This is a genomic window from Pseudidiomarina sediminum DSM 21906 (assembly GCF_000423165.1).
In the GTDB taxonomy this organism is placed as follows: Bacteria; Pseudomonadota; Gammaproteobacteria; order Enterobacterales; family Alteromonadaceae; genus Pseudidiomarina; species Pseudidiomarina sediminum.
In genome coordinates this window covers 66,165-84,534 of record NZ_AUHL01000007.1, presented here as the reverse complement: position 1 = coordinate 84,534, position 18,370 = coordinate 66,165, and the positions used below count along the sequence as shown (strand labels likewise).

Genomic DNA, 18,370 nt, shown 5'->3' with positions numbered 1-18,370 from the left:
TTCGTAGGGACGACCCTACGCTTCCTTTGTTGAGGAAGTAAGTTGGAGTCAACATGAGTTGGTTCATCTTATTTATTGCCGGTTTGCTTGAAGTGGTTTGGGCCATCGGACTGAAGTACACCCAAGGATTCACCAAACTTACCCCGTCACTGCTCACAGTGAGCGCCATGATTGGTAGCTTTTACCTACTGAGTGTGGCCTTAAAAGAGTTGCCGCTTGGCACCGCTTATGCGGTTTGGGTTGGCATCGGTGCAATTGGGACTGCAACTGCTGGTATGCTGTTTTTCGCCGAGGGTGTCTCTACCTTGAAAGTCGTCAGTGTGATGCTGATTGTGGCGGGAATTATTGGCCTGAAACTAGCAAGCTAAACGAAAAAAACCGAGCCAATCCATGGCTCGGTTTTACCTGTCGAAGGGCTAGTCAACGACTTAGAAGAAATAACGCATCTGCATAGTTACCGTACGCGGTGCTAAGTATTGCGCGCTGGTGATACCAATCCCAAAGGTATCGGTATGCACCGATGCTACCGCATCACTATCAAACAAGTTGCGCACATTTAATGCCACATCCCACTTGCCGTGTGCAGGCGCATAACTTACGTTCAAATGCGCTAGGTCGTATGATTCAACCAAGTCACGTTCGACAGAGTTGAACACGCGGGCGAAGTAGTCACCACGGTGGGTATAGCTCAATGACGTACGCAGTAACGCACTATTGGCGAGCTTGTATTCATGCGAAAGACGTAGGTTCGCCGCAAACTCTGGGATTTTCGCGAGCTGGTTGCCGGTCAAATCCACCGCCGTCGCTTCACGTGCCGCATTGATTTCATCACTGCTTGCGCCTGCAAGGATAAGGCCAATGGACGCATTCTCAGCTACAGCGCGGTCAATCGCATCGCGTCCTTGGGTGATCTCTGAGTCCATCCACGTCATGTTCGCGTCTAAGAACCAACCACTGCCCAGATTGGCTTGCGCTTCGACTTCAACACCATAAATTTCAGCTTCAGGTAAGTTCGATGCACCTGAGTTAAAGCGACCAATACCGCTCGATTCAAACAGGTAATCGCTGTAGTCATAGTAAAATGCCGCAGTGTTCAAACGTAGACGGTTATCCCACAGGTCGTTCTTCATCCCAAACTCATAGGCAACCACTTCTTCTTGGTCGAATTTTTCTGGGAAGAAACGTGTGTCTGTAGAGCTATTTGAACCCGCAGGTTTAACACCGGTCGCCACCGACGCATACGCCATAGTTTGCTCCGAGAAACGATAATCTAAGGCAATTTTACCCGTTACGTTATCCGTTTCATCCGACGGACGGCTAGTGATCGGCTCGCGGTTCGGGACACAATTCAAACTACAACGTTCATCATCAAACTGGTTGTTGGTATAACGCAAACCACCGGTTAAGGTCAGCGCCTCAGCAAGTTCTACAGCAACTTGTCCAAACACCGAGTACGATTGGAAATTACGGTAATCAGAGTTGATGAAGTCAATATCGGCGTTGTTGGCAAACACGTTTGGACCCGCCACGACTTCACTGACCGGATTGCCATCACGACCAGCATCATAGAAATTACGGGTGTTACTGAAAATCTGCGTGTCGAGGTAGAAAGCACCGACCACCCAACTCAAACCTGAGTCATTTTCTGGCGATACTAAGTTGATTTCAGCAGTGTAGGTTTCGTCTTCTTGGCGCAGATTACCGATAAACTCTGGGATCGGGACTTGACCTAAATGCACTGGTACGCCATCTGCAGGCATCGGCAATGGCGCAGGATCATTGGCAGTCAAGCTGCTACGATCCATGTCCAAACGACGACGCATATCGTAGTTTTGCTGACTGAAAATACCACGCAACGTCGCCCAATCCATCTCATAGTTGGCGTGTAAGCTAGTCATGTCCATGTCGAGTTTGTAGTATTCAGCAGTATCGTGATACACCACACGCGGATCATCTGAAATCGTATCAAAGTTACCTTTTAGCGCTGGACCATTGGTGTCAGAGCTGAACACCATGTGCTGCAACATCAGATCAAGATCCGCAGATGGCTGCCAGCGTAACTGGGCGCGCATGGTGGTGTCATTTTTATCGTCAAGACGGTAGTCATGCTGCAGGGCACGGTTCTCAGTAAAACCTTCATGTTGGCGGTGTGAGCCAGAAACACGTAACACCAATTCATCACTTAACAGTAAGTTGGTCGCGCCACGTAAGTTGCGCGTGTCGTACTGGCCAAGTGTGACATCAACAAAGCCTTCACCGTCGAAAAACTCAGGCTGACGCGTGTGCACGTTCACTGCACCACCGGTAGAACTGTTACCGTAGATGGTGCCATCTGGGCCGCGGGTCACTTCCACCCGATCGATGTCCACTAAGTCGGCCCATAAGGCATAGTCATTAGCCATGAACACACCATCAATGTGATAGGCCACCGCTTGCTTGGTACCGGCGTTGTCAGGGATTTCATTCCCGACACCACGCAATGAAATACTTGGACGATAGCCCTGCACACTCGAGACAACAAGGCCTGGTACTTGGTCGCTTAAATCAAAAATGTTGGCAACGTTCAAGCGGTCAAGGTCATCACCCTTCACCACAGATACCGCGTCAGCAACATCTTGCAGGCTTTGTTTGGTTTTCTGTGCGGTGACAATAATGGTCTCAACTTTGTCTGATGAAGCATCGCTCTCATCAGCGTCAACTTGTTGTGCAACGGCTTGATTTGAAAAAGCCACTGCTGGGACAAACAGCAATGACGCGATAGCTAAAGATAAGCGATTCGCCTTGAATGTGTGCATGGTACGACTCCAACCTGGATATTATTTTATGAGATGAAAAAAGCAGCAGCACACTAAGGCACATTCATGACGGTATCGCGACCAAACAGATAACCTTTTATGACAACCTTATTAACTCAATTTCTAATAGCGTTTTGTTATTAAACTGTCACATCTTTCTGTTTAACTATTGCGCTTAAGCTTCTGGCCCCTTTAATCAAGGATCTACTCACGTGGCTCAAACAACGCCTTTTTCTTTGCTTTTTCGCGCCCTTCCCTTTGTATTCCTAAGTAGTCTTGCAACGAGCGTCATCGCGATGCCTGAGGCGTCGCCGTTAACCGCGAAAATTGAGAAAGTGGCGCCGCATCAAGACAGTGCGTTTCAGCGGCTTTATCGGATTAACGTATCAACCACAGCCCAGACTGTCGCTGATCTGCCGTGGCCGAGCAATTGGCCAGAGCAAAGCCCACAAGAGAGCTTGCAGCTTCGACTGTTTCACCTCAATGATATTCATAGCAAAGTGATGCTGCCCGATCCGATCAAAGGTGATACCCGCGTCATGGCGCAGGTGGCCGCACGAGTAAAGCAAGCGCGTCTAAACGCAGCAGACCAAGCCGTGCTCTTCCTCTCTGCCGGCGACGACCACACCGGTGAAGTGTATGATGAACTGCTTGGTTATAGTGCCGAGAGCTTTGTGAAGAGCCTCACCTATCATGCTTTTTCCGGCGCAGGACTTGATGCAGCAACACTTGGAAATCATGAATTTGACCGTGGCAATCGCGTGTTACAGCAAGCACTGCAACGTGATGCAGCCTTTCCGGTACTCAGCGCAAATATTGCGGCTTCTTCAGTACTGACCCAAGATGATTATGCCGCCGCCATCATAGGTACGATAAACGGTTGGCGCGTGGCGATTTTTGGCCTGACCTCAACCGCAGATACCAAAACCCACTTACCTGATGATCCTGATTTTCGTTTGGTTCCTGCCCAAACGACCTTAGAAAATTTTCTCCCCGCGTTAGCTGAGAAAGTAGATTTGGTCATTGCGTTAAGCCATCTAGGCTATCAGCAACAAGGCGTGTTTGGTGATCAACAGTTGGCCGAATGGCTTGCGCAACACATCGATGTGCCAGCCATCGTCGTAGGTGGGCACTCACACACGCGCTTGCATGAACAGGGGTACAGCAAGGACCATCAGTATGCAGGCGTGCCTGTAGTGCAAGCTGGTAGTTGGGGCTCACACTTAGGTGAAGTGCAATTACAGGTCAATGCAGACACACTCAATGTAGAACGCGCTGAACTTCATCCGATTGTCGCGCATGATACCAAGACAACCGCACCAGTGCTGGTGGACGAAGCCTACCAGGCGCAGGTGATTGCCCCAGTGCTCGCGCAAGTGGATGCGCTCCTGAATGAGCAGCTCGCGCCAGCGCAAGAGAACGCGGCGCTGACCAAGCCGGAAGTACTAGCACAGCGCTATGTTGGCGAGCTCGCATTGGCGAATTTCATGACCGACGCCATTTATCAGCAAAGTAAGCAGTCACTCGCAACGGACGTGGATGTGGTCGCGGTCAACGCCTCAAGCATCGTCGGCGGCCTGCCATTGCACACCCCGATTACTTTCGCCCAATGGCATAGTGTGATGCCATACGCCGATAGCTTACAGCGCATCGAATTGACTCCCGCTCAACTTAGGGAACTAGTACAGTCGAACGCCCAACGCATTGTGCGCCCCGAAGAACGTGACAGCTTAGACCTCACCGACTTTATCAACCGTGGCTTTTTACATTTCTCGGGGAGTTTGCGCTATCGCATTGCGCTTGGTAGCACACCGACCCAGACGCGTGTCACTGACATCACCCTCCACGGCAAACCGCTAAGCGCTTTCGAAGGCCAAACATTGACCTTGTTAGTGGGTGATTACATCGCCTCTGGCAACCAAGGTTGGCGCGGACAAAACCTTGAGCTATGGCAGACCAACGCGATAAAAGGCTTCGACCTCAAAGCACTACCTCGCACCCATCTTGGACCACAATTCCGTGACGTGGTGGTCGATGCCATGCGCGCCAGCGCCACCGACCCACTGCTCCAAGCTAAGCGCGATGGCCGCCTGCACGTCAGTACCGACTGAAACAGCAGCCTAAGATAAGCCGCCGCATTGAAACGCCAGCAGCTTATCACCCAGCACAATCACCAACATACCGTAGTGCGTGCCAGCTTGCTTTTGTATCGCGCTAAGTTGTATTACATAGAAAACCAATGTAACTTAAATACAACATTTGTTGGTTGGTAGCTTTGTTATGGAAAAAATTCGTTTTAAGAGAAACTGTTTGCTGCTTTTGGGTGCACTCAGCGTCCTCACTGGCTGCTCTTCGGAGCGCACGGAGAAAGACTATCTCGCTGAAATACAATCGATTAGCAGAGATCTCGCCACGTGTGTAAACCAACAAGTACTGCCCGGTGAGTGTGACGCTGTTTTGCAGGAACAAGAGAAGCTGAACTTGGCCTTGAAAGCACAGTACGATAGCGCCTTTTTACACGATTTCGAGCCGCGTTATCACGCCGCGATGAAGCTAGGTGAGTTGGAAGCAGGGACACCCGAAACACCTAGTATTTACCACACCGTCACGGCAGCTTACGCTAAACTTCCTGTCACAGCACAAGCCGCTCTAAAGCTCCAGCACTACAATTACGCAGCTTTTGCGCCTACCATGTGCGAAGAGCAAGCTAAGCGCAGTTACTACCAGCACTTTGATAAAAGCTACCCGCGCTATCGCGGACGTTACCCAACGCCGGTGATGTTTTACTCCATTGGTGAGATGACCTGTATTGATCGCACAAAGGTCGAGCCAAACCGCCTCGTCATTTCAGCCGAACAGCTCAATGCTTTAAAAGAGTTAAACTCCGAACCCGGTGACATCATCGTCGCAAGTTCTCAATCAGAAGAGGAAGCCGATAACTGGCAACCTATCCAAGCGCTTGGCCGCGCTTATCTGGAAAGAAATGGGCAAAGAGAAGAAGTTATAACGACCGCATCCGGCCTTCAGTACGAAATAATAGCCAAAGGAGACGGCACCGGCAGAAAACCAAAGGCCAATGACTTCGTGAAAGTTAAGTATGATGGCTGGTTGGTCAATGGAGAGCTCTTCGATAGTTCTCGTAACCGCACGAAAGCAGCCGTATTCCAATTAAGCAGTGTCATGGAAGGCTGGAGCGAAGGCGCGCAACTCATGCAGGTCGGCGATAAATACCGATTAGTGATCCCATCTGAGCTCGCCTGGGGAGCAAAAGAAAGACAAAACGGTATCGTCCCCGCCTACTCAACGCTCATTTTTGATGTCGAACTGCTTGACGTAATGGATGAACCAGAAGAATAACATCGCGAGCGAGCGACAGCCTAAAACGCGGCCCATTGCTTATACAGAAGCTGTTTTAGCGTCCTAAACATGACGACGGGTAAAACTATAGCACTATAGGAAGCATAATACGCACTTGCTTTAATTCAAAATACCGTCAAATAAATTTGGGGGGTTAACTAAAATATTAGTTCCTACGAGACGCCCTTTCTTTAGACGCTTCTAATGAAGGAACATTCCATTCTGCTCTTTGTTCATCGGAAATAATATCAACATCTACTTCATATAATTTCCAATCGCCAGATTCATCAGTTGTAAACTGAGTACCGTACCATTGTGGCTGTTCGAAATACATCATTAGCCTATCCCAAGATGCGGCCATCAACCATTTCGCACGTGAATAGCCTAGTGTTTCCGAAATTGTTGCCAGGGCATGAGCGCGTCTTATATCCTCAACAGATTCACTATGTTGAAAAATTACTGCCGCATGAAAGTAATCCAATCCCGTTTCAACTTCTCCTTTCTTTAACAACGCTAATACTGCATCGCGACGAGCTGCTTCCTCTCTATCTAATGCATCCCAATCATTACTTTGACTTCGTTGGGCTTGTTGATCCTCATTAAACAACCTCGCTAGCTCGGTATTGTTTTCATTAGCAAACACTGGAAAAGAACAAGTCACAATCAATAAGAAAACAAACACTTTTTTCATATTAACCTCTGAATAGACGTACTCTCGTAAGTAATATAAATCTAATTTAATAATAAACCAGGAGTTGAGATAATTAAGTCGCGTAGGCCTCAATCCACTCACAAGAACGTTTCTTCTTGTCTCATGTAAGACCTTATATGTCCAACATCTATAGACGCTGCCAGCTATGAAATTAAACTGTCGAAGTCCACAAGGTAAATTTCAATGACTGTAGAGCCAAGGATTCAACGGCGTTAAACTCACCCCACGAGATAAGTTACGCTAGGCAAATCGCTAACTAGACCCGTTACTGCACCTGAAGGCGCGAATGGATTTGTAAGCGAGTCGTGAGAAGCTTGTAAGCCATTGAAAAGATTGGTGGCCCCTCCCAGATTTGAACTGGGGACCAACCGATTATGAGTCGGCTGCTCTAACCACTGAGCTAAGGGGCCATTACAGAAGAGAATTCGGAAAAGCGGGCGCAAGTATATGAAATTTCGGCCCGCTTGTCATGACCCCGAGGGGAGCTTTTTAGAGTTTAATATTGTAGAACTTCGCAGCGTTGCGCGCGAAGACTTTATCAATGGCATCTTCATCGGCAAGTGCTTCTGTCACCTTGCTAATGTCACTGATATTAAACGGACGCTCGGTACGGTTCGACGGTAAATCGGTACCGAACATCAGGCAATCAGGGTTAGTTGCATAGAGTACTTTCACCGCTTCGGCGATGTTCACTTCGGTACGCCCAAAACCACTGGCTTTAATATGCACGCCGGCTTCTGCGAGCTTGCGCACTTGCGACACACCTGAGCGCGCCATACCAAGATGATCCACCGAGGCTTTGGGGAGCTTAATAAGCTTTGGAATAAGCTCATCCAACTCGCGGCTATCAACATACATCTCAAGGTGCCAGCCGGCGAGATCCCAAATGCGCATGCCAAAGTCGACCAAGTTATCAATACCGCTAACTACGCGGCGCTTGAGGTTCACCCGTACGCCGCACACGCCACTGTCACGTAAAGCGAGAATTTTCTCGTCTGACACGCTGCTAGGCAAATTGGTAATGGCGACGTACTGACTCCCCAACTGTTCCAGCGCAGGCTTTAAATAGCTTTGGTCAAAACCTTGCGATGAGCCTGACACCAACACGCCACCGACAATAGGCAAGTCTTTGGTACGGTGTTGATAGTCTTCCACTGAAAATGGCGGTGGTAAAAACCCCTGATTTTCAATCAACGGATACGCATCGTTGTAGATATGAAAATGTGCATCAATCATACGACGAGGTTGCAGCGTATCGGCTATTTTCTGATCCATTGCAGTCATAAACTGTCCTTTTCAGCGAGGTTCGCCCCACCTTAACAAATCTCACTGACGATTTCATATCCGTCACTGATATCCACTTGGGTTAAGGTGTAAAGCAGCATAAAAAAAGCCCTTGTGCTGGAGGCAACAAGGGCTTCGATAATCTACATCACAACTTACTCGTCGAGAAACGACTTCAGTTGCTCAGAACGGCTTGGGTGGCGTAATTTACGCAGTGCCTTCGCCTCAATCTGACGGATCCGCTCACGGGTCACGTCGAACTGTTTACCCACCTCTTCCAAGGTGTGGTCAGTATTCATGTCGATACCAAAACGCATGCGCAACACTTTCGCTTCACGCTGGGTCAAGCCACCGAGTACTTCACGAACCGCATTGCGTAAGCTCTCAGACGTCGCTGAATCGACAGGCAAATCGAGGGTGGTGTCCTCGATAAAATCACCAAGATGCGAATCTTCATCATCACCAATCGGCGTCTCCATTGAGATCGGCTCTTTAGCGATTTTGAGCACCTTACGGATTTTGTCTTCTGGCATCACCATGCGCTCAGCCAATTCTTCAGGCGATGGCTCACGGCCCATTTCTTGGAGCATTTGACGCGAGATACGATTCAACTTGTTGATCGTTTCGATCATGTGTACCGGGATACGAATGGTACGTGCTTGGTCCGCAATCGAACGCGTGATGGCCTGACGGATCCACCAGGTAGCGTAGGTTGAGAACTTATAGCCACGACGGTATTCAAATTTATCCACGGCCTTCATCAAACCGATGTTACCTTCTTGGATCAAGTCCAAGAACTGCAAACCACGGTTGGTGTATTTCTTCGCGATTGAAATAACCAAACGCAAGTTGGCTTCGACCATTTCTTTCTTGGCGCGACGCGCTTTCGCTTCACCAATCGACATGCGACGGTTAATGTCTTTCACCTTAGCGATGGTCAAGCCAGTTTCAACTTCAACTTCGGCCAGCTTCTGAATGCAACGCTCGAGCTCTGAACGTAGCTCATTCAGTCCAGCTGAGTAGCCTTCTTCAGCAGCAATCGCTGCATCGAGCCATGCCGTGCTGTTTTCGTTACCTGCAAAAGCCTTCATAAATGCGCGCTTCGGCATTTCAGCCTGCTCCACGCACATTTTCATAATCAAACGTTCTTGCACACGCACACGATGCATCATGTCGCGCATGTCTTTGACCAAGCGATCAAACTGCTTCGGTACCAAGCGGAACTGCTTAAATAGCTCGCTCAGGGCATCGATTTCAGTCCGCGCTTTGGCGTGGTCACGACCGTGCTTGCTGATTGCTGCACGCGTTTTTTCGTATTGGCCACGTAATTCAGCAAACTTTTGACGCGCGAACTCAGGATCGATGCCGCCTTCTGATGCATCATCATCATCGTCGTCATCGTCACTGTCGTCTTCATCTTCGTCTTCAAGCTCTTCTTCTGACAGTTCAGAACCAATGTGGGTTGCACTGACAGGCGCTTGGTCGACTTCATTAGGATCGATAAAGCCAGAAATGATGTCGGTAAGACGCATTTCTTCAGCTTCACACTGGTCCCATTGGTCGAGTAGGAAGTTAATTGCTTCAGGATACTCAGCGACCGAACACTGCACCTGATTGATGCCTTCTTCGATACGCTTCGCGATGTCGATTTCGCCTTCACGGGTCAGGAGCTCTACCGTTCCCATTTCGCGCATGTACATCCGCACCGGGTCGGTGGTACGGCCTAGCTCACCGTCAACACTAGCAAGCGCTGCTGCTGCGGCTTCCGCGGCATCTTCATCAGCTGTGTCTTCGCTCATCATCAGTTCATCGGCATCAGGCGCGCTTTCAAACACCTTAATACCCATGTCGTTGATCATGGCAATGATATCTTCGATTTGATCGGAATCTACAATCTCAGAAGGTAAATGATCGTTAACCTCAGAAAAAGTCAGGTAGCCCTGCTCTTTTCCTTTGGCAATAAGAATTCTGAGTTGCGATTGACGACTCTGCTGCATACAGATCTACCACCTGTGATTTCAAATGGATAACAAAAACCGGTCTTAAAAAGAGGTATCGAATTTAAGACCGGATAGTGTAGCAGATTCTGTGGTTTTGAGCCAGAAAATAATCAGTTCAGCTGTGGGATGCGAGACAGTGCCAAATGGCCTGTGCCGCGCAATGCACCGTCTTCAAATACGAGTGGCGTGCACTCGTCACGGGTGGTATTGCCGTCTGCATCAACGCGCTGGGTACGATAGTACAGTACGTCATAACGAACGTTGTCGACCGATACGCGATCAGCGAATTCAGGTGTGCCCATAACTTCGCGGACATAAATCATGGTCGCACCATCGTCGAGGCCCGCGATCATACGACGATTTTTTTCTTCTAGCTCACGGAAGTCGCTCGCTTTATAGTCATCACCATGACCGTCTGCCACGACAATACAGCCCTGTAAGGTGAGAGCTGAGGTAACAATGAGTGCGCTTGCTGCAATAAATTTCACTGATTTCATTGGGAGTCCTTATTTTAACGCTTCTAGTTATTACGAATAGGGTTATACCAAGAAGTTAAAGCAAGGCTCATGCCAACTTTGTAATCGGATAATTAAATAGATATTTATCAACAAGATAAATATAAAAAGCGGTGGCGGTAGAAACCTTTCTGTGTGTGAAAATCACAACAATTCGGTCAATTTCACTGCTGGGGTTGGTTTTTTTGCGCCTTATGTTGCATCAACGCCATGTACTCGCGTTTCTCATCAGCAGTTAACGGGGCTTCTCGTTCTTTCGCCAATAATTCATTAGCGCGTTGCTCCACAAAGCGATCGATAAAGTACAAAAAGGTATCGAAAAATTCTTGGCTGATCTTATCTTGATCAAGGTGGTGATCCCAGCTCATCAACTGCCGAAGTAACTTCTCTTCGCGCCGTCCACGCCATAGCTCAAGTAACTGCGCAGGTGTCAGTTGTTGCTCGCGCGTCTGGCGATGCAATTCAAGTAAGACCTGAATACCTGGCAGCTTGAGTTGGCCTAGCGCGTCATGCACCGGGATCTCCTGCCCTAACTGCGGGTACTGCAACAGTAACGCAATAGCACGCCGAATCGGAGTGATCTTTAACTGCTCTTGTGGCATCACGTTAGTGCTTGCTCGCGCGACTTGTCCCTCGATTTGTGAAACCTCACGGCGCAATAACCGCGCCAAGTGCTGCAACAACTCATCGCGATAATAATCGCTGGCGATCTTTTCGATCAAAGGTTTGGCCTGGTTGAGTAACGCCGCACGACCACTGTCTGAAGCCAAGTCTAACGACTCCGTCAGATGGCTAAAAAAGTAATCCGTAAAGCTTTGAGCTTGCGCTAAGCGTTGCTTGAACGCCTCTGGCCCCTCTTTCCGCACCAAAGTATCTGGGTCCTCACCATCAGGTAAGAATAAAAAGGTGAGTTGTAACCCATCGGTTAGCAACGGCAAGGCATTTTCAAGCGCACGCCACGCGGCATCACGGCCAGCACGGTCACCGTCATAACAGCAGACCACATGCGAAGTAGCACGAAACAACATTTGCAATTGATCGGTGGTGGTAGCCGTACCAAGTGAGGCAACCGCGAAATCGATACCCGCTTGTGCCAACGCCACCACATCCATATAGCCTTCAACAATAACCACTTGCTGGAGTTGGCGGTGCGCTTGCTTGGCTTCATAGAAACCATAAAGCTCGCGGCCTTTGTGAAACACGCGGGTTTCTGGAGAGTTCAAATACTTAGGGCCATCACCATCAATAATCCGGCCGCCAAAACCTACCACACGACCACGGCGATCGCGGATCGGAAACATAATACGATCGCGAAAAAAATCATAATAGCGGCCGCTATCGTTGCGATTGACCAGCTTCAGATCCACGAGCTGCTCACGGGATCGTTGATCTTTCGCCAAAGCTTTTAATAGCTCATCCCAGCCATCGGGCGCATACCCAATTTGAAACTGTTTGACGATTTCACCGCTTAAACCACGCCCTTTCAGATACTCCACCACCGCCGGCGCCTTTTGGTGCTGTCGCAGTTGGTAGCTGAAAAACTTGGTCGCACGTTCCATCTGCTGATAATCATCGGCAGCTTGTTGACGTTTTTTAGCTTCAGCCTGAGGGTTAAGGTGCGTTTCGCGCGGCACTTCAAGGCCAAGCATTGCTGCGAGTTCTTCAATCGCATCAGGAAACTCAAGACCATCATACTTCATTAAGAAATCAATGGCATTGCCATGTTCGCCACAACCAAAACAGTGGAAGAACTGCTTATCTGGCGCCACGGTAAAGCTTGGTGATTTCTCATTATGGAAAGGACAGCAGGCTTGATAATTACGCCCCGCCTTTTTTAGCGGTACCCGGCTATCCACCACCTCGACCACGTCTGCGCGATCCAGTAAGTCATGAATAAAGCTTTTCGGGATTAAACCAGCCATGATAACGACGATTCCATCTGAGCAAGAAGTGAAACAAAACAGGACGAAACAGGATTGTACCGCTAAAACCACAAATGAAAAAGCCGAAGCACAGAATGCTTCGGCCTTAGAGCTGTTGCCGACGTATCAGCAACCAGTCGCAATGTAAAAGCTAGACGTAGCTAGTCTTAGTACAAACGTGTGCGACGTGCGTTCTCACGCGATAATTTTTTCGCGTGACGCTTAACTGCTGCAGCTTTTTTACGCTTACGCTCTGCAGTTGGCTTCTCGTAGTGCTCGCGACGACGCACTTCTGACAAAACACCTGCTTTTTCGCATGAACGCTTGAAGCGACGCAACGCTACGTCAAACGGCTCGTTTTCTTTTACTTTAACAACTGGCATTAAAATATCACCTCAATGAAAATTCTGTTGTTTGGTTATCAACATGGTCACTTTTTGACCGTGACGAATAAAAATGGTGCTGAATTGTAGCTAGTTCAGATCCTGATGTAAAGCCCGCGATCAATTTAATTCCATGCAATCTGAAAAAGTTGCTACACTATCCGCCGCGTTAACTTCACATTAACCACAAGTTAATCCAAGACTTAACGAATGATGACTTAGGTAGCAACGCAGCAACCGCCAATTCACCTAAGCTTAACCTTAAAATGTTGCTCTTTATCGGGACTCACTATGTTCGATATTTTTATCTTTCAAGTCACTTCGCTGTTCACCATGATCAACCCTATTGCGGCGGTGCCTATTTACATTGCGCTCACCGAGGCAATGACGCCAAAAGCCGCCCGTTGGGTTGCCATGCGCGCTGCAGTCACCGCTTTTATCGCGCTCAGCGTCTTCGCCTTACTTGGCGAAGCCATCTTTAGCTTCTTTAATATTTCGGTGAACGGCCTACGCGTTGCTGGCGGCATCTTATTCTTCGTCATGGGCTTCGAAATGCTGCGCGGGCGCACTGTGCCGAAGCGGGTTGACGGTGAAAGCGATGGCGATTTTGGTTCCGATGTTGCCGTTACACCTATCGGTATTCCGATGGTGGCGGGCCCTGGCGCTATCACTATGGTGATCTTGGTCATTCAAGAAAGCAAAAACTTAGAGAATGCTGCAGCTGCCAGCATCAGTCTGTTTGTTGCGATTGCGGTGGTGTGCTTCCTTGTCGCCATCATTCTTGCCAGTGGCCGACAACTTTTGGCAAAGCTTGGCCGTAGCGGCAGTAAGATCCTCATGCGGCTGATGGGGCTTATCGTGATGTTGATTGCGGTCGAGTTCTTCTTCGCCGGTATTAAGCCTTACGTGATCGACATCGCACGTGCCATCCCTGCCTAATGGCAGGAATGGCACAGCCACACTAGTCCGCTAATGGCGGAACTTCTAAGCCTCGCTTGGCATAGAATTCCGCCACGTGCTCTTCTAAGCGATCCGCATCAATAGCATCACGCAAATCTTGCATGACTTTTTGATAGAAATGCAGGTTATGAATGGTATTCAAACGACCGCCGAGCATTTCATTCGAGCGATCTAAATGATGCAAGTACGCGCGCGAATAGTTCTGACAGGTGTAGCAATCACACTCAGGGTCTAACGGTCCAGTGTCGGTACGGTGCACAGCATTACGAATTTTCACCACACCAGTGCTGACAAATAAGTGACCATTGCGGGCATTTCGTGTTGGCATCACACAGTCAAACATGTCCACGCCACGACGCACTGCTTCGACCAAATCTTCAGGTTTACCAACACCCATTAAATAACGGGGTTTATCGATCGGCATCAGTGGTGCAGTGTGATCCAAAATGCGCATCATATCTTCTTTCGGCTCACCAACCGACAATCCTCCAATGGCGTAGCCGTCAAAACCGATATCGGTCAAGCCATCCAATGAAATTGTACGTAACTCTTCGTACATACCACCTTGAATGATGCCAAATAACGCAGATGGATTATCGCCATGGGCTTCTTTCGAGCGTTGCGCCCAACGCAACGATAGCTCCATCGAACTGCGCGCTTCGGCTTGCGTCGCCGGATACGGCGTACACTCGTCGAAAATCATCACGATGTCAGAGCCAAGATCGCGCTGCACTTCCATCGATTTTTCTGGGGTAAGTAAAATCTTTTCACCGTTAATCGGAGAACGGAAAGTCACGCCTTCTTCAGTGATTTTACGTAGCTCGCCCAAACTGAAAACTTGGAAACCACCTGAATCGGTCAAAATCGGCTTATCCCAGTTCATAAAGTCATGCAAATCACCGTGCTGCTTAATAATTTGCGTGCCCGGGCGTAGCATTAAATGAAAGGTATTCCCTAAACAAATTTGCGCCCCGGTTGCTTTGACTTCTTCTGGGCTCATGCCTTTTACCGTACCGGCAGTACCGACAGGCATAAATGCAGGAGTTTCCACCTCACCACGTGCAAACGTCATACGCCCACGGCGGGCCTTGCCGCAGGTTTTTAAAAGTTCAAACTTCATTTCATCACCGTTTGGTTAATTCACGGAAAAACAGTCCGAGAGCGTCAGTATACCTGAGCGCTAGCGACGGGTCACAAACATCGCATCGCCGTAACTAAAGAAGCGATAGCTATTATCAATCGCCTGCTGATAAGCGCCCAACACAGCTTCACGCCCAGCAAACGCCGACACCAACATGATTAGCGTCGACTCCGGCAAGTGGAAGTTGGTGATCATGGCATCAATGACTTGGAACTGATACCCCGGGTAAATAAAGATGTCCGTATCCGCAAAGAATGGCGCCAACGGGAGTCCTTGCTTCAGCGCTGCTTGCGCTGCCGACTCGAGGGAACGTACTGAGGTGGTGCCGACGGCAACCACCCGGCCACCTGCTGCTTTGGTTGCATGAATCGCATCGACCGCCTCCTGCGGTACTTCAGCGTACTCACTGTGCATGTGGTGATCTTCAATGCTATCCACCCGCACCGGCTGAAACGTTCCAGCACCAACATGCAACGTCACATAGGCGAAGTTCACGCCTTTCGCTGCTAGCGCGGCAAGAATTGTGTCATCAAAGTGCAAGCCCGCCGTCGGAGCTGCGACAGCACCCGGCTTTTTGTTGTATACCGTTTGGTAACGTTCGCGGTCACTGGCTTCATCAGGACGGTCGATATAGGGAGGTAATGGCATATGACCATACTGCTCGAGCACATCTAGTACCGGCGCATCGGTTAAAAAACGAAGCTCGAATAAGGCATCCTGCCGCCCCAACATTTCCACTTCCACAGCCTGCTCTAACAACAAGCGTTGGCCAGGCTTAGGTGCTCGATTGCTGCGTACATGTGCCAGCACTCGGTGCTCATCAATAATACGCTCGACCAAAACTTCGACTTTGCCGCCAGACACTTTTTCGCCCAGCATTCGCGCAGGGATCACGCGGGTATCGTTAAAGACCAACAAATCGCCGGGCTGCAAGGCGTCTACAATCGCGGTAAATTGCGAGTGTGTCACCGCACCGGTTGGGCCATCAAGGCAAAGTAAACGGCTTGCACTACGATCCTGTTGTGGATACCGCGCAATCAGTTCGTCGGGTAATTCAAAACTAAAGTCTTTAACGTCCATACTCGTTGCTATTGCTGATTTTGTGGGCGCTACTTTACCTTTTTTGCAGGGCAAAAAAAAGCACGCCAAGCGGCGTGCTGAAAACTGACAACCAACTTTCAGGGATTCAATTGGTTAATAGCTATACGTTACCGCTTGCCCTAACAGATCACTTGGTTGATCACATTTTTGCAACTGACGTTTGGTGAACACATAAATCTTATCTGAACCACCATTCTCCTTATCGCCCGCGCCTTCTAAAATAAAGCTGACATGCTCGCCATTCGGTAACGCCCGCAAGGTTTGGCCATAGTCACACAAAGTTTGCGCGATGGTCTGTTCATAGACCTTCACCTGCTCGGCACGTTTTTCGGCACGTTTGGCACGCCGCTCATCGGCTTTATCGCGTAACTCTTCCCGCGCTGCTTTGAGCTCTTCACGCGCTTCCTTATAAGCTTTTTCGCGAGCTTTAAGTTCTTCTTGTACCGCTTTCAATTCAGCTTTAACTTTCTCAGACTCTGCGGCTTCAGCATTCCGTTCGGCCAACTTCAGATCACGCTCTTTCCGGCGTAGCTCGCGCATTTCACGCGCACTTTCACGCACGTCATCAGAGACTTCACGAACGATGCGAATTTCGCCGTCGCCAGAAAATACCGTGGTACTTTCAGTCATCTCTACCGAATCCGATAAAATTTCAATTTGTGCGAGTTCACTTTCGGCTTCAGCGAGCGCTTCGCTGACTTCAAATTCGATGTCCATCACCGCATGCTCATCGAATTCCGGTGGTAGTGGTACATCAGGAAAAGAAACCCGCTCACCAAAGAACATAATTGTAGGGTTATCGACGCGCATACGATACACCACACCTTGTCCGGCCAAGTAATCATAATGCAAACGCTCATGATACATCCGCCCGCGTTGAGCCTCGCCCTGCTGCTGTGCCAAGGTGGTGGTAAAAATACTGTTCATTACTTCTAACTGCTTACGCAATTCACTGCGTTGTTTTTCGTCAGCATGCGCCGTCGTCGCAGCAACGAGTGCCAATGCTACTGCTGATAAGGTCATTAAAGTCCGCATGGTCTTACTCCTTGGTCTCATAGTTCGGGTAACCACCCAAATCGGTCTGCTCAATCAATTGTCCGGTGACTTGCGACAGTTGATGTTCAAAATACACTTGGTCGTCTTCACGTTGCGCATTCACGTAACGAATTAAATCTTCCATATCTTCTTGCCGCTCGGTCCGATTGGTGGCCAACACATAACTCACCAATTGCTGATTGGCAGCGGCAATGTCGTCACGAAAATCTTTACGTAAATTGGCGGCATAATCGGCAAACTGGACTTTTTGTGCAGCCCCATAGTCGGCCATTTGCGCAGCAACAGCTTGTTGCAATTGCTGCTCGGTAAGCGTGCCACCAAAGTGCACATTAAAGCCTTGGTCAGTGACCTGTACTTGCAACTGCGTCACTACTGCCATCACAGCTAACGCTGAGCAGGCGAGCGAAGCAACCGATAACCAGGACTGCTGCCACCAACGACGTTGCCGCACCGTACTCTCACGGAAAGTTGCTTCACGAGGCCAATGTGGCACCGGCTCTGCTTGCGTCGCATCTGCGGTTGCTTGCAACCACTTTTCAAAATCACGTGACTCGCTCATAACTCCTCCACCAACTGCTGTAACCGTTCGACTGCTTTGTACAAGCGTGACTTCACCGTATTCAACGGTACTTCAAGTTGTTCACTAATATCTTTTAATCGAAGGTGCTGAAAAAACTTCAACTCCACCACCAGCCGTTGCTCGAGCGGCAATGCTTGCATGGCTTGCACCAATTGCTGCGTCCGTTGCTGGCCCTGATACACCGCTTCCGGGTCATGCCAATCCAAGTGGCTTTCTTGCTGGTCGAAATCATGTTCATCAGCAAAATTACGGCGGCTGCGAAAATGTTCGATACAGCGGTAATGAGCAATCTTCATCAGCCAGTTCTTAAACGAACTCTCGCCCCGCCAACTGGCCAAGTTTCGAAACAATGACAAGAACACGTCTTGCATCAAATCGAGCGCATCGTCACGATTCCCGCTCATCCGCAGCGCATAGTTGTAGACCAGCCCCTCGTAACGCTTTACGAGGTGGAGCCAAGCTTGGCGATTATTATCTATGGCTCGGCGAACCAGTTTTTCATCCGAAGGTGCAAACACAATTTGGCTTCCCTTTGTTCTTTGCTACTGTAGTCGGGATAGCGGG

Annotated in this window: 16 protein-coding genes and 1 tRNA gene; 4 read left to right on the top strand and 13 right to left on the bottom strand. The window is 49.2% G+C overall.

The annotated features are described in order from the left end of the window. Positions 1 to 53: 53 nt before the first annotated feature. Positions 54 to 368, top strand: a complete 315-nt coding sequence (sugE, locus tag G535_RS0103790) for a quaternary ammonium compound efflux SMR transporter SugE (protein ID WP_026860847.1) — start codon at positions 54 to 56, stop codon at positions 366 to 368. Between the two features lie 60 nt (positions 369 to 428). Here sugE and G535_RS0103785 read toward each other — a convergent pair whose 3' ends face one another. Then, a complete protein-coding gene (locus G535_RS0103785) occupies positions 429 to 2,795 on the bottom strand; it encodes a TonB-dependent receptor (RefSeq protein ID WP_026860846.1) in 2,367 nt (788 codons plus the stop codon). 296 nt (positions 2,796 to 3,091) lie between these two features. Between G535_RS0103785 and G535_RS0103780 the strand changes: the two genes are divergently transcribed. Both G535_RS0103780 and G535_RS14150 read left to right on the top strand, forming a co-directional pair. Beyond that, positions 3,092 to 4,906, top strand: coding sequence for a bifunctional metallophosphatase/5'-nucleotidase (locus tag G535_RS0103780; RefSeq protein WP_026860845.1), 1,815 nt, complete (start codon positions 3,092 to 3,094; stop codon positions 4,904 to 4,906). A gap of 169 nt (positions 4,907 to 5,075) precedes the next feature. Then, positions 5,076 to 6,152, top strand: coding sequence for an FKBP-type peptidyl-prolyl cis-trans isomerase (locus G535_RS14150; RefSeq protein WP_126775201.1), 1,077 nt, complete (start codon positions 5,076 to 5,078; stop codon positions 6,150 to 6,152). A 166-nt stretch (positions 6,153 to 6,318) separates the two neighbouring features. On the opposite strand, the gene G535_RS12815 is transcribed toward G535_RS14150, so the two are convergent. The 7 genes from G535_RS12815 to rpsU form a co-directional block, all read right to left on the bottom strand. Further along, positions 6,319 to 6,843 (bottom strand): hypothetical protein, encoded by a 525-nt coding sequence (locus G535_RS12815; protein ID WP_051206938.1) that lies wholly within the window; start codon positions 6,841 to 6,843, stop codon positions 6,319 to 6,321. Between the two features lie 355 nt (positions 6,844 to 7,198). Continuing rightward, a tRNA-Ile gene (locus tag G535_RS0103765) sits at positions 7,199 to 7,274 on the bottom strand. 79 nt (positions 7,275 to 7,353) lie between these two features. After that, on the bottom strand, positions 7,354 to 8,148 hold the full coding sequence (locus G535_RS0103760) for an amidohydrolase family protein (RefSeq protein WP_241970488.1): 795 nt from the start codon (positions 8,146 to 8,148) through the stop codon (positions 7,354 to 7,356). 155 nt (positions 8,149 to 8,303) lie between these two features. Beyond that, on the bottom strand, positions 8,304 to 10,145 hold the full coding sequence (gene rpoD, locus G535_RS0103755) for an RNA polymerase sigma factor RpoD (RefSeq protein ID WP_026860843.1): 1,842 nt from the start codon (positions 10,143 to 10,145) through the stop codon (positions 8,304 to 8,306). A gap of 113 nt (positions 10,146 to 10,258) precedes the next feature. Further along, positions 10,259 to 10,645 (bottom strand): DUF3192 domain-containing protein, encoded by a 387-nt coding sequence (locus tag G535_RS0103750; protein WP_026860842.1) that lies wholly within the window; start codon positions 10,643 to 10,645, stop codon positions 10,259 to 10,261. A 182-nt stretch (positions 10,646 to 10,827) separates the two neighbouring features. Further along, positions 10,828 to 12,585 (bottom strand): DNA primase, encoded by a 1,758-nt coding sequence (gene dnaG / locus G535_RS0103745; RefSeq protein ID WP_026860841.1) that lies wholly within the window; start codon positions 12,583 to 12,585, stop codon positions 10,828 to 10,830. Positions 12,586 to 12,752: 167 nt separating this feature from the next. Further along, on the bottom strand, positions 12,753 to 12,968 hold the full coding sequence (gene rpsU, locus G535_RS0103735) for a 30S ribosomal protein S21 (RefSeq protein WP_026860840.1): 216 nt from the start codon (positions 12,966 to 12,968) through the stop codon (positions 12,753 to 12,755). A 291-nt stretch (positions 12,969 to 13,259) separates the two neighbouring features. Here rpsU and G535_RS0103730 point away from each other — a divergent pair, with 291 nt between their 5' ends. Further along, positions 13,260 to 13,907 (top strand): MarC family protein, encoded by a 648-nt coding sequence (locus G535_RS0103730; RefSeq protein ID WP_026860839.1) that lies wholly within the window; start codon positions 13,260 to 13,262, stop codon positions 13,905 to 13,907. 22 nt (positions 13,908 to 13,929) lie between these two features. On the opposite strand, the gene tgt is transcribed toward G535_RS0103730, so the two are convergent. The 5 genes from tgt to G535_RS0103705 form a co-directional block, all read right to left on the bottom strand. Further along, a complete protein-coding gene (gene tgt / locus G535_RS0103725; RefSeq protein WP_026860838.1) occupies positions 13,930 to 15,048 on the bottom strand; it encodes a tRNA guanosine(34) transglycosylase Tgt in 1,119 nt (372 codons plus the stop codon). 60 nt (positions 15,049 to 15,108) lie between these two features. Continuing rightward, on the bottom strand, positions 15,109 to 16,149 hold the full coding sequence (gene queA, locus G535_RS0103720) for a tRNA preQ1(34) S-adenosylmethionine ribosyltransferase-isomerase QueA (protein ID WP_026860837.1): 1,041 nt from the start codon (positions 16,147 to 16,149) through the stop codon (positions 15,109 to 15,111). A 114-nt stretch (positions 16,150 to 16,263) separates the two neighbouring features. After that, complete coding sequence (locus tag G535_RS0103715; RefSeq protein ID WP_026860836.1) at positions 16,264 to 17,205, bottom strand: hypothetical protein; 942 nt, start codon at positions 17,203 to 17,205, stop codon at positions 16,264 to 16,266. Positions 17,206 to 17,209: 4 nt separating this feature from the next. Next, positions 17,210 to 17,785 carry a hypothetical protein gene (locus G535_RS0103710; protein ID WP_026860835.1) on the bottom strand — a complete coding sequence of 192 codons (576 nt, stop codon included), beginning with the start codon at positions 17,783 to 17,785 and terminating at the stop codon, positions 17,210 to 17,212. Next, positions 17,782 to 18,324, bottom strand: coding sequence for an RNA polymerase sigma factor (locus G535_RS0103705; RefSeq protein ID WP_026860834.1), 543 nt, complete (start codon positions 18,322 to 18,324; stop codon positions 17,782 to 17,784). Before G535_RS0103705 ends, G535_RS0103710 begins: the two co-directional genes overlap by 4 nt. Positions 18,325 to 18,370: the final 46 nt, after the last annotated feature.

Coding starts and splice junctions, on each gene's coding strand:
- sugE (WP_026860847.1), top strand. CDS start 54: ATGAGTTGGTTCATCTTATTTATTGCCGGTTTGCTTGAAGTGGTTTGG.
- G535_RS0103785 (WP_026860846.1), bottom strand. CDS start 2,795: ATGCACACATTCAAGGCGAATCGCTTATCTTTAGCTATCGCGTCATTG.
- G535_RS0103780 (WP_026860845.1), top strand. CDS start 3,092: ATGCCTGAGGCGTCGCCGTTAACCGCGAAAATTGAGAAAGTGGCGCCG.
- G535_RS14150 (WP_126775201.1), top strand. CDS start 5,076: ATGGAAAAAATTCGTTTTAAGAGAAACTGTTTGCTGCTTTTGGGTGCA.
- G535_RS12815 (WP_051206938.1), bottom strand. CDS start 6,843: ATGAAAAAAGTGTTTGTTTTCTTATTGATTGTGACTTGTTCTTTTCCA.
- G535_RS0103760 (WP_241970488.1), bottom strand. CDS start 8,148: ATGACTGCAATGGATCAGAAAATAGCCGATACGCTGCAACCTCGTCGT.
- rpoD (WP_026860843.1), bottom strand. CDS start 10,145: ATGCAGCAGAGTCGTCAATCGCAACTCAGAATTCTTATTGCCAAAGGA.
- G535_RS0103750 (WP_026860842.1), bottom strand. CDS start 10,645: ATGAAATCAGTGAAATTTATTGCAGCAAGCGCACTCATTGTTACCTCA.
- dnaG (WP_026860841.1), bottom strand. CDS start 12,585: ATGGCTGGTTTAATCCCGAAAAGCTTTATTCATGACTTACTGGATCGC.
- rpsU (WP_026860840.1), bottom strand. CDS start 12,968: ATGCCAGTTGTTAAAGTAAAAGAAAACGAGCCGTTTGACGTAGCGTTG.
- G535_RS0103730 (WP_026860839.1), top strand. CDS start 13,260: ATGTTCGATATTTTTATCTTTCAAGTCACTTCGCTGTTCACCATGATC.
- tgt (WP_026860838.1), bottom strand. CDS start 15,048: ATGAAGTTTGAACTTTTAAAAACCTGCGGCAAGGCCCGCCGTGGGCGT.
- queA (WP_026860837.1), bottom strand. CDS start 16,149: ATGGACGTTAAAGACTTTAGTTTTGAATTACCCGACGAACTGATTGCG.
- G535_RS0103715 (WP_026860836.1), bottom strand. CDS start 17,205: ATGCGGACTTTAATGACCTTATCAGCAGTAGCATTGGCACTCGTTGCT.
- G535_RS0103710 (WP_026860835.1), bottom strand. CDS start 17,785: ATGAGCGAGTCACGTGATTTTGAAAAGTGGTTGCAAGCAACCGCAGAT.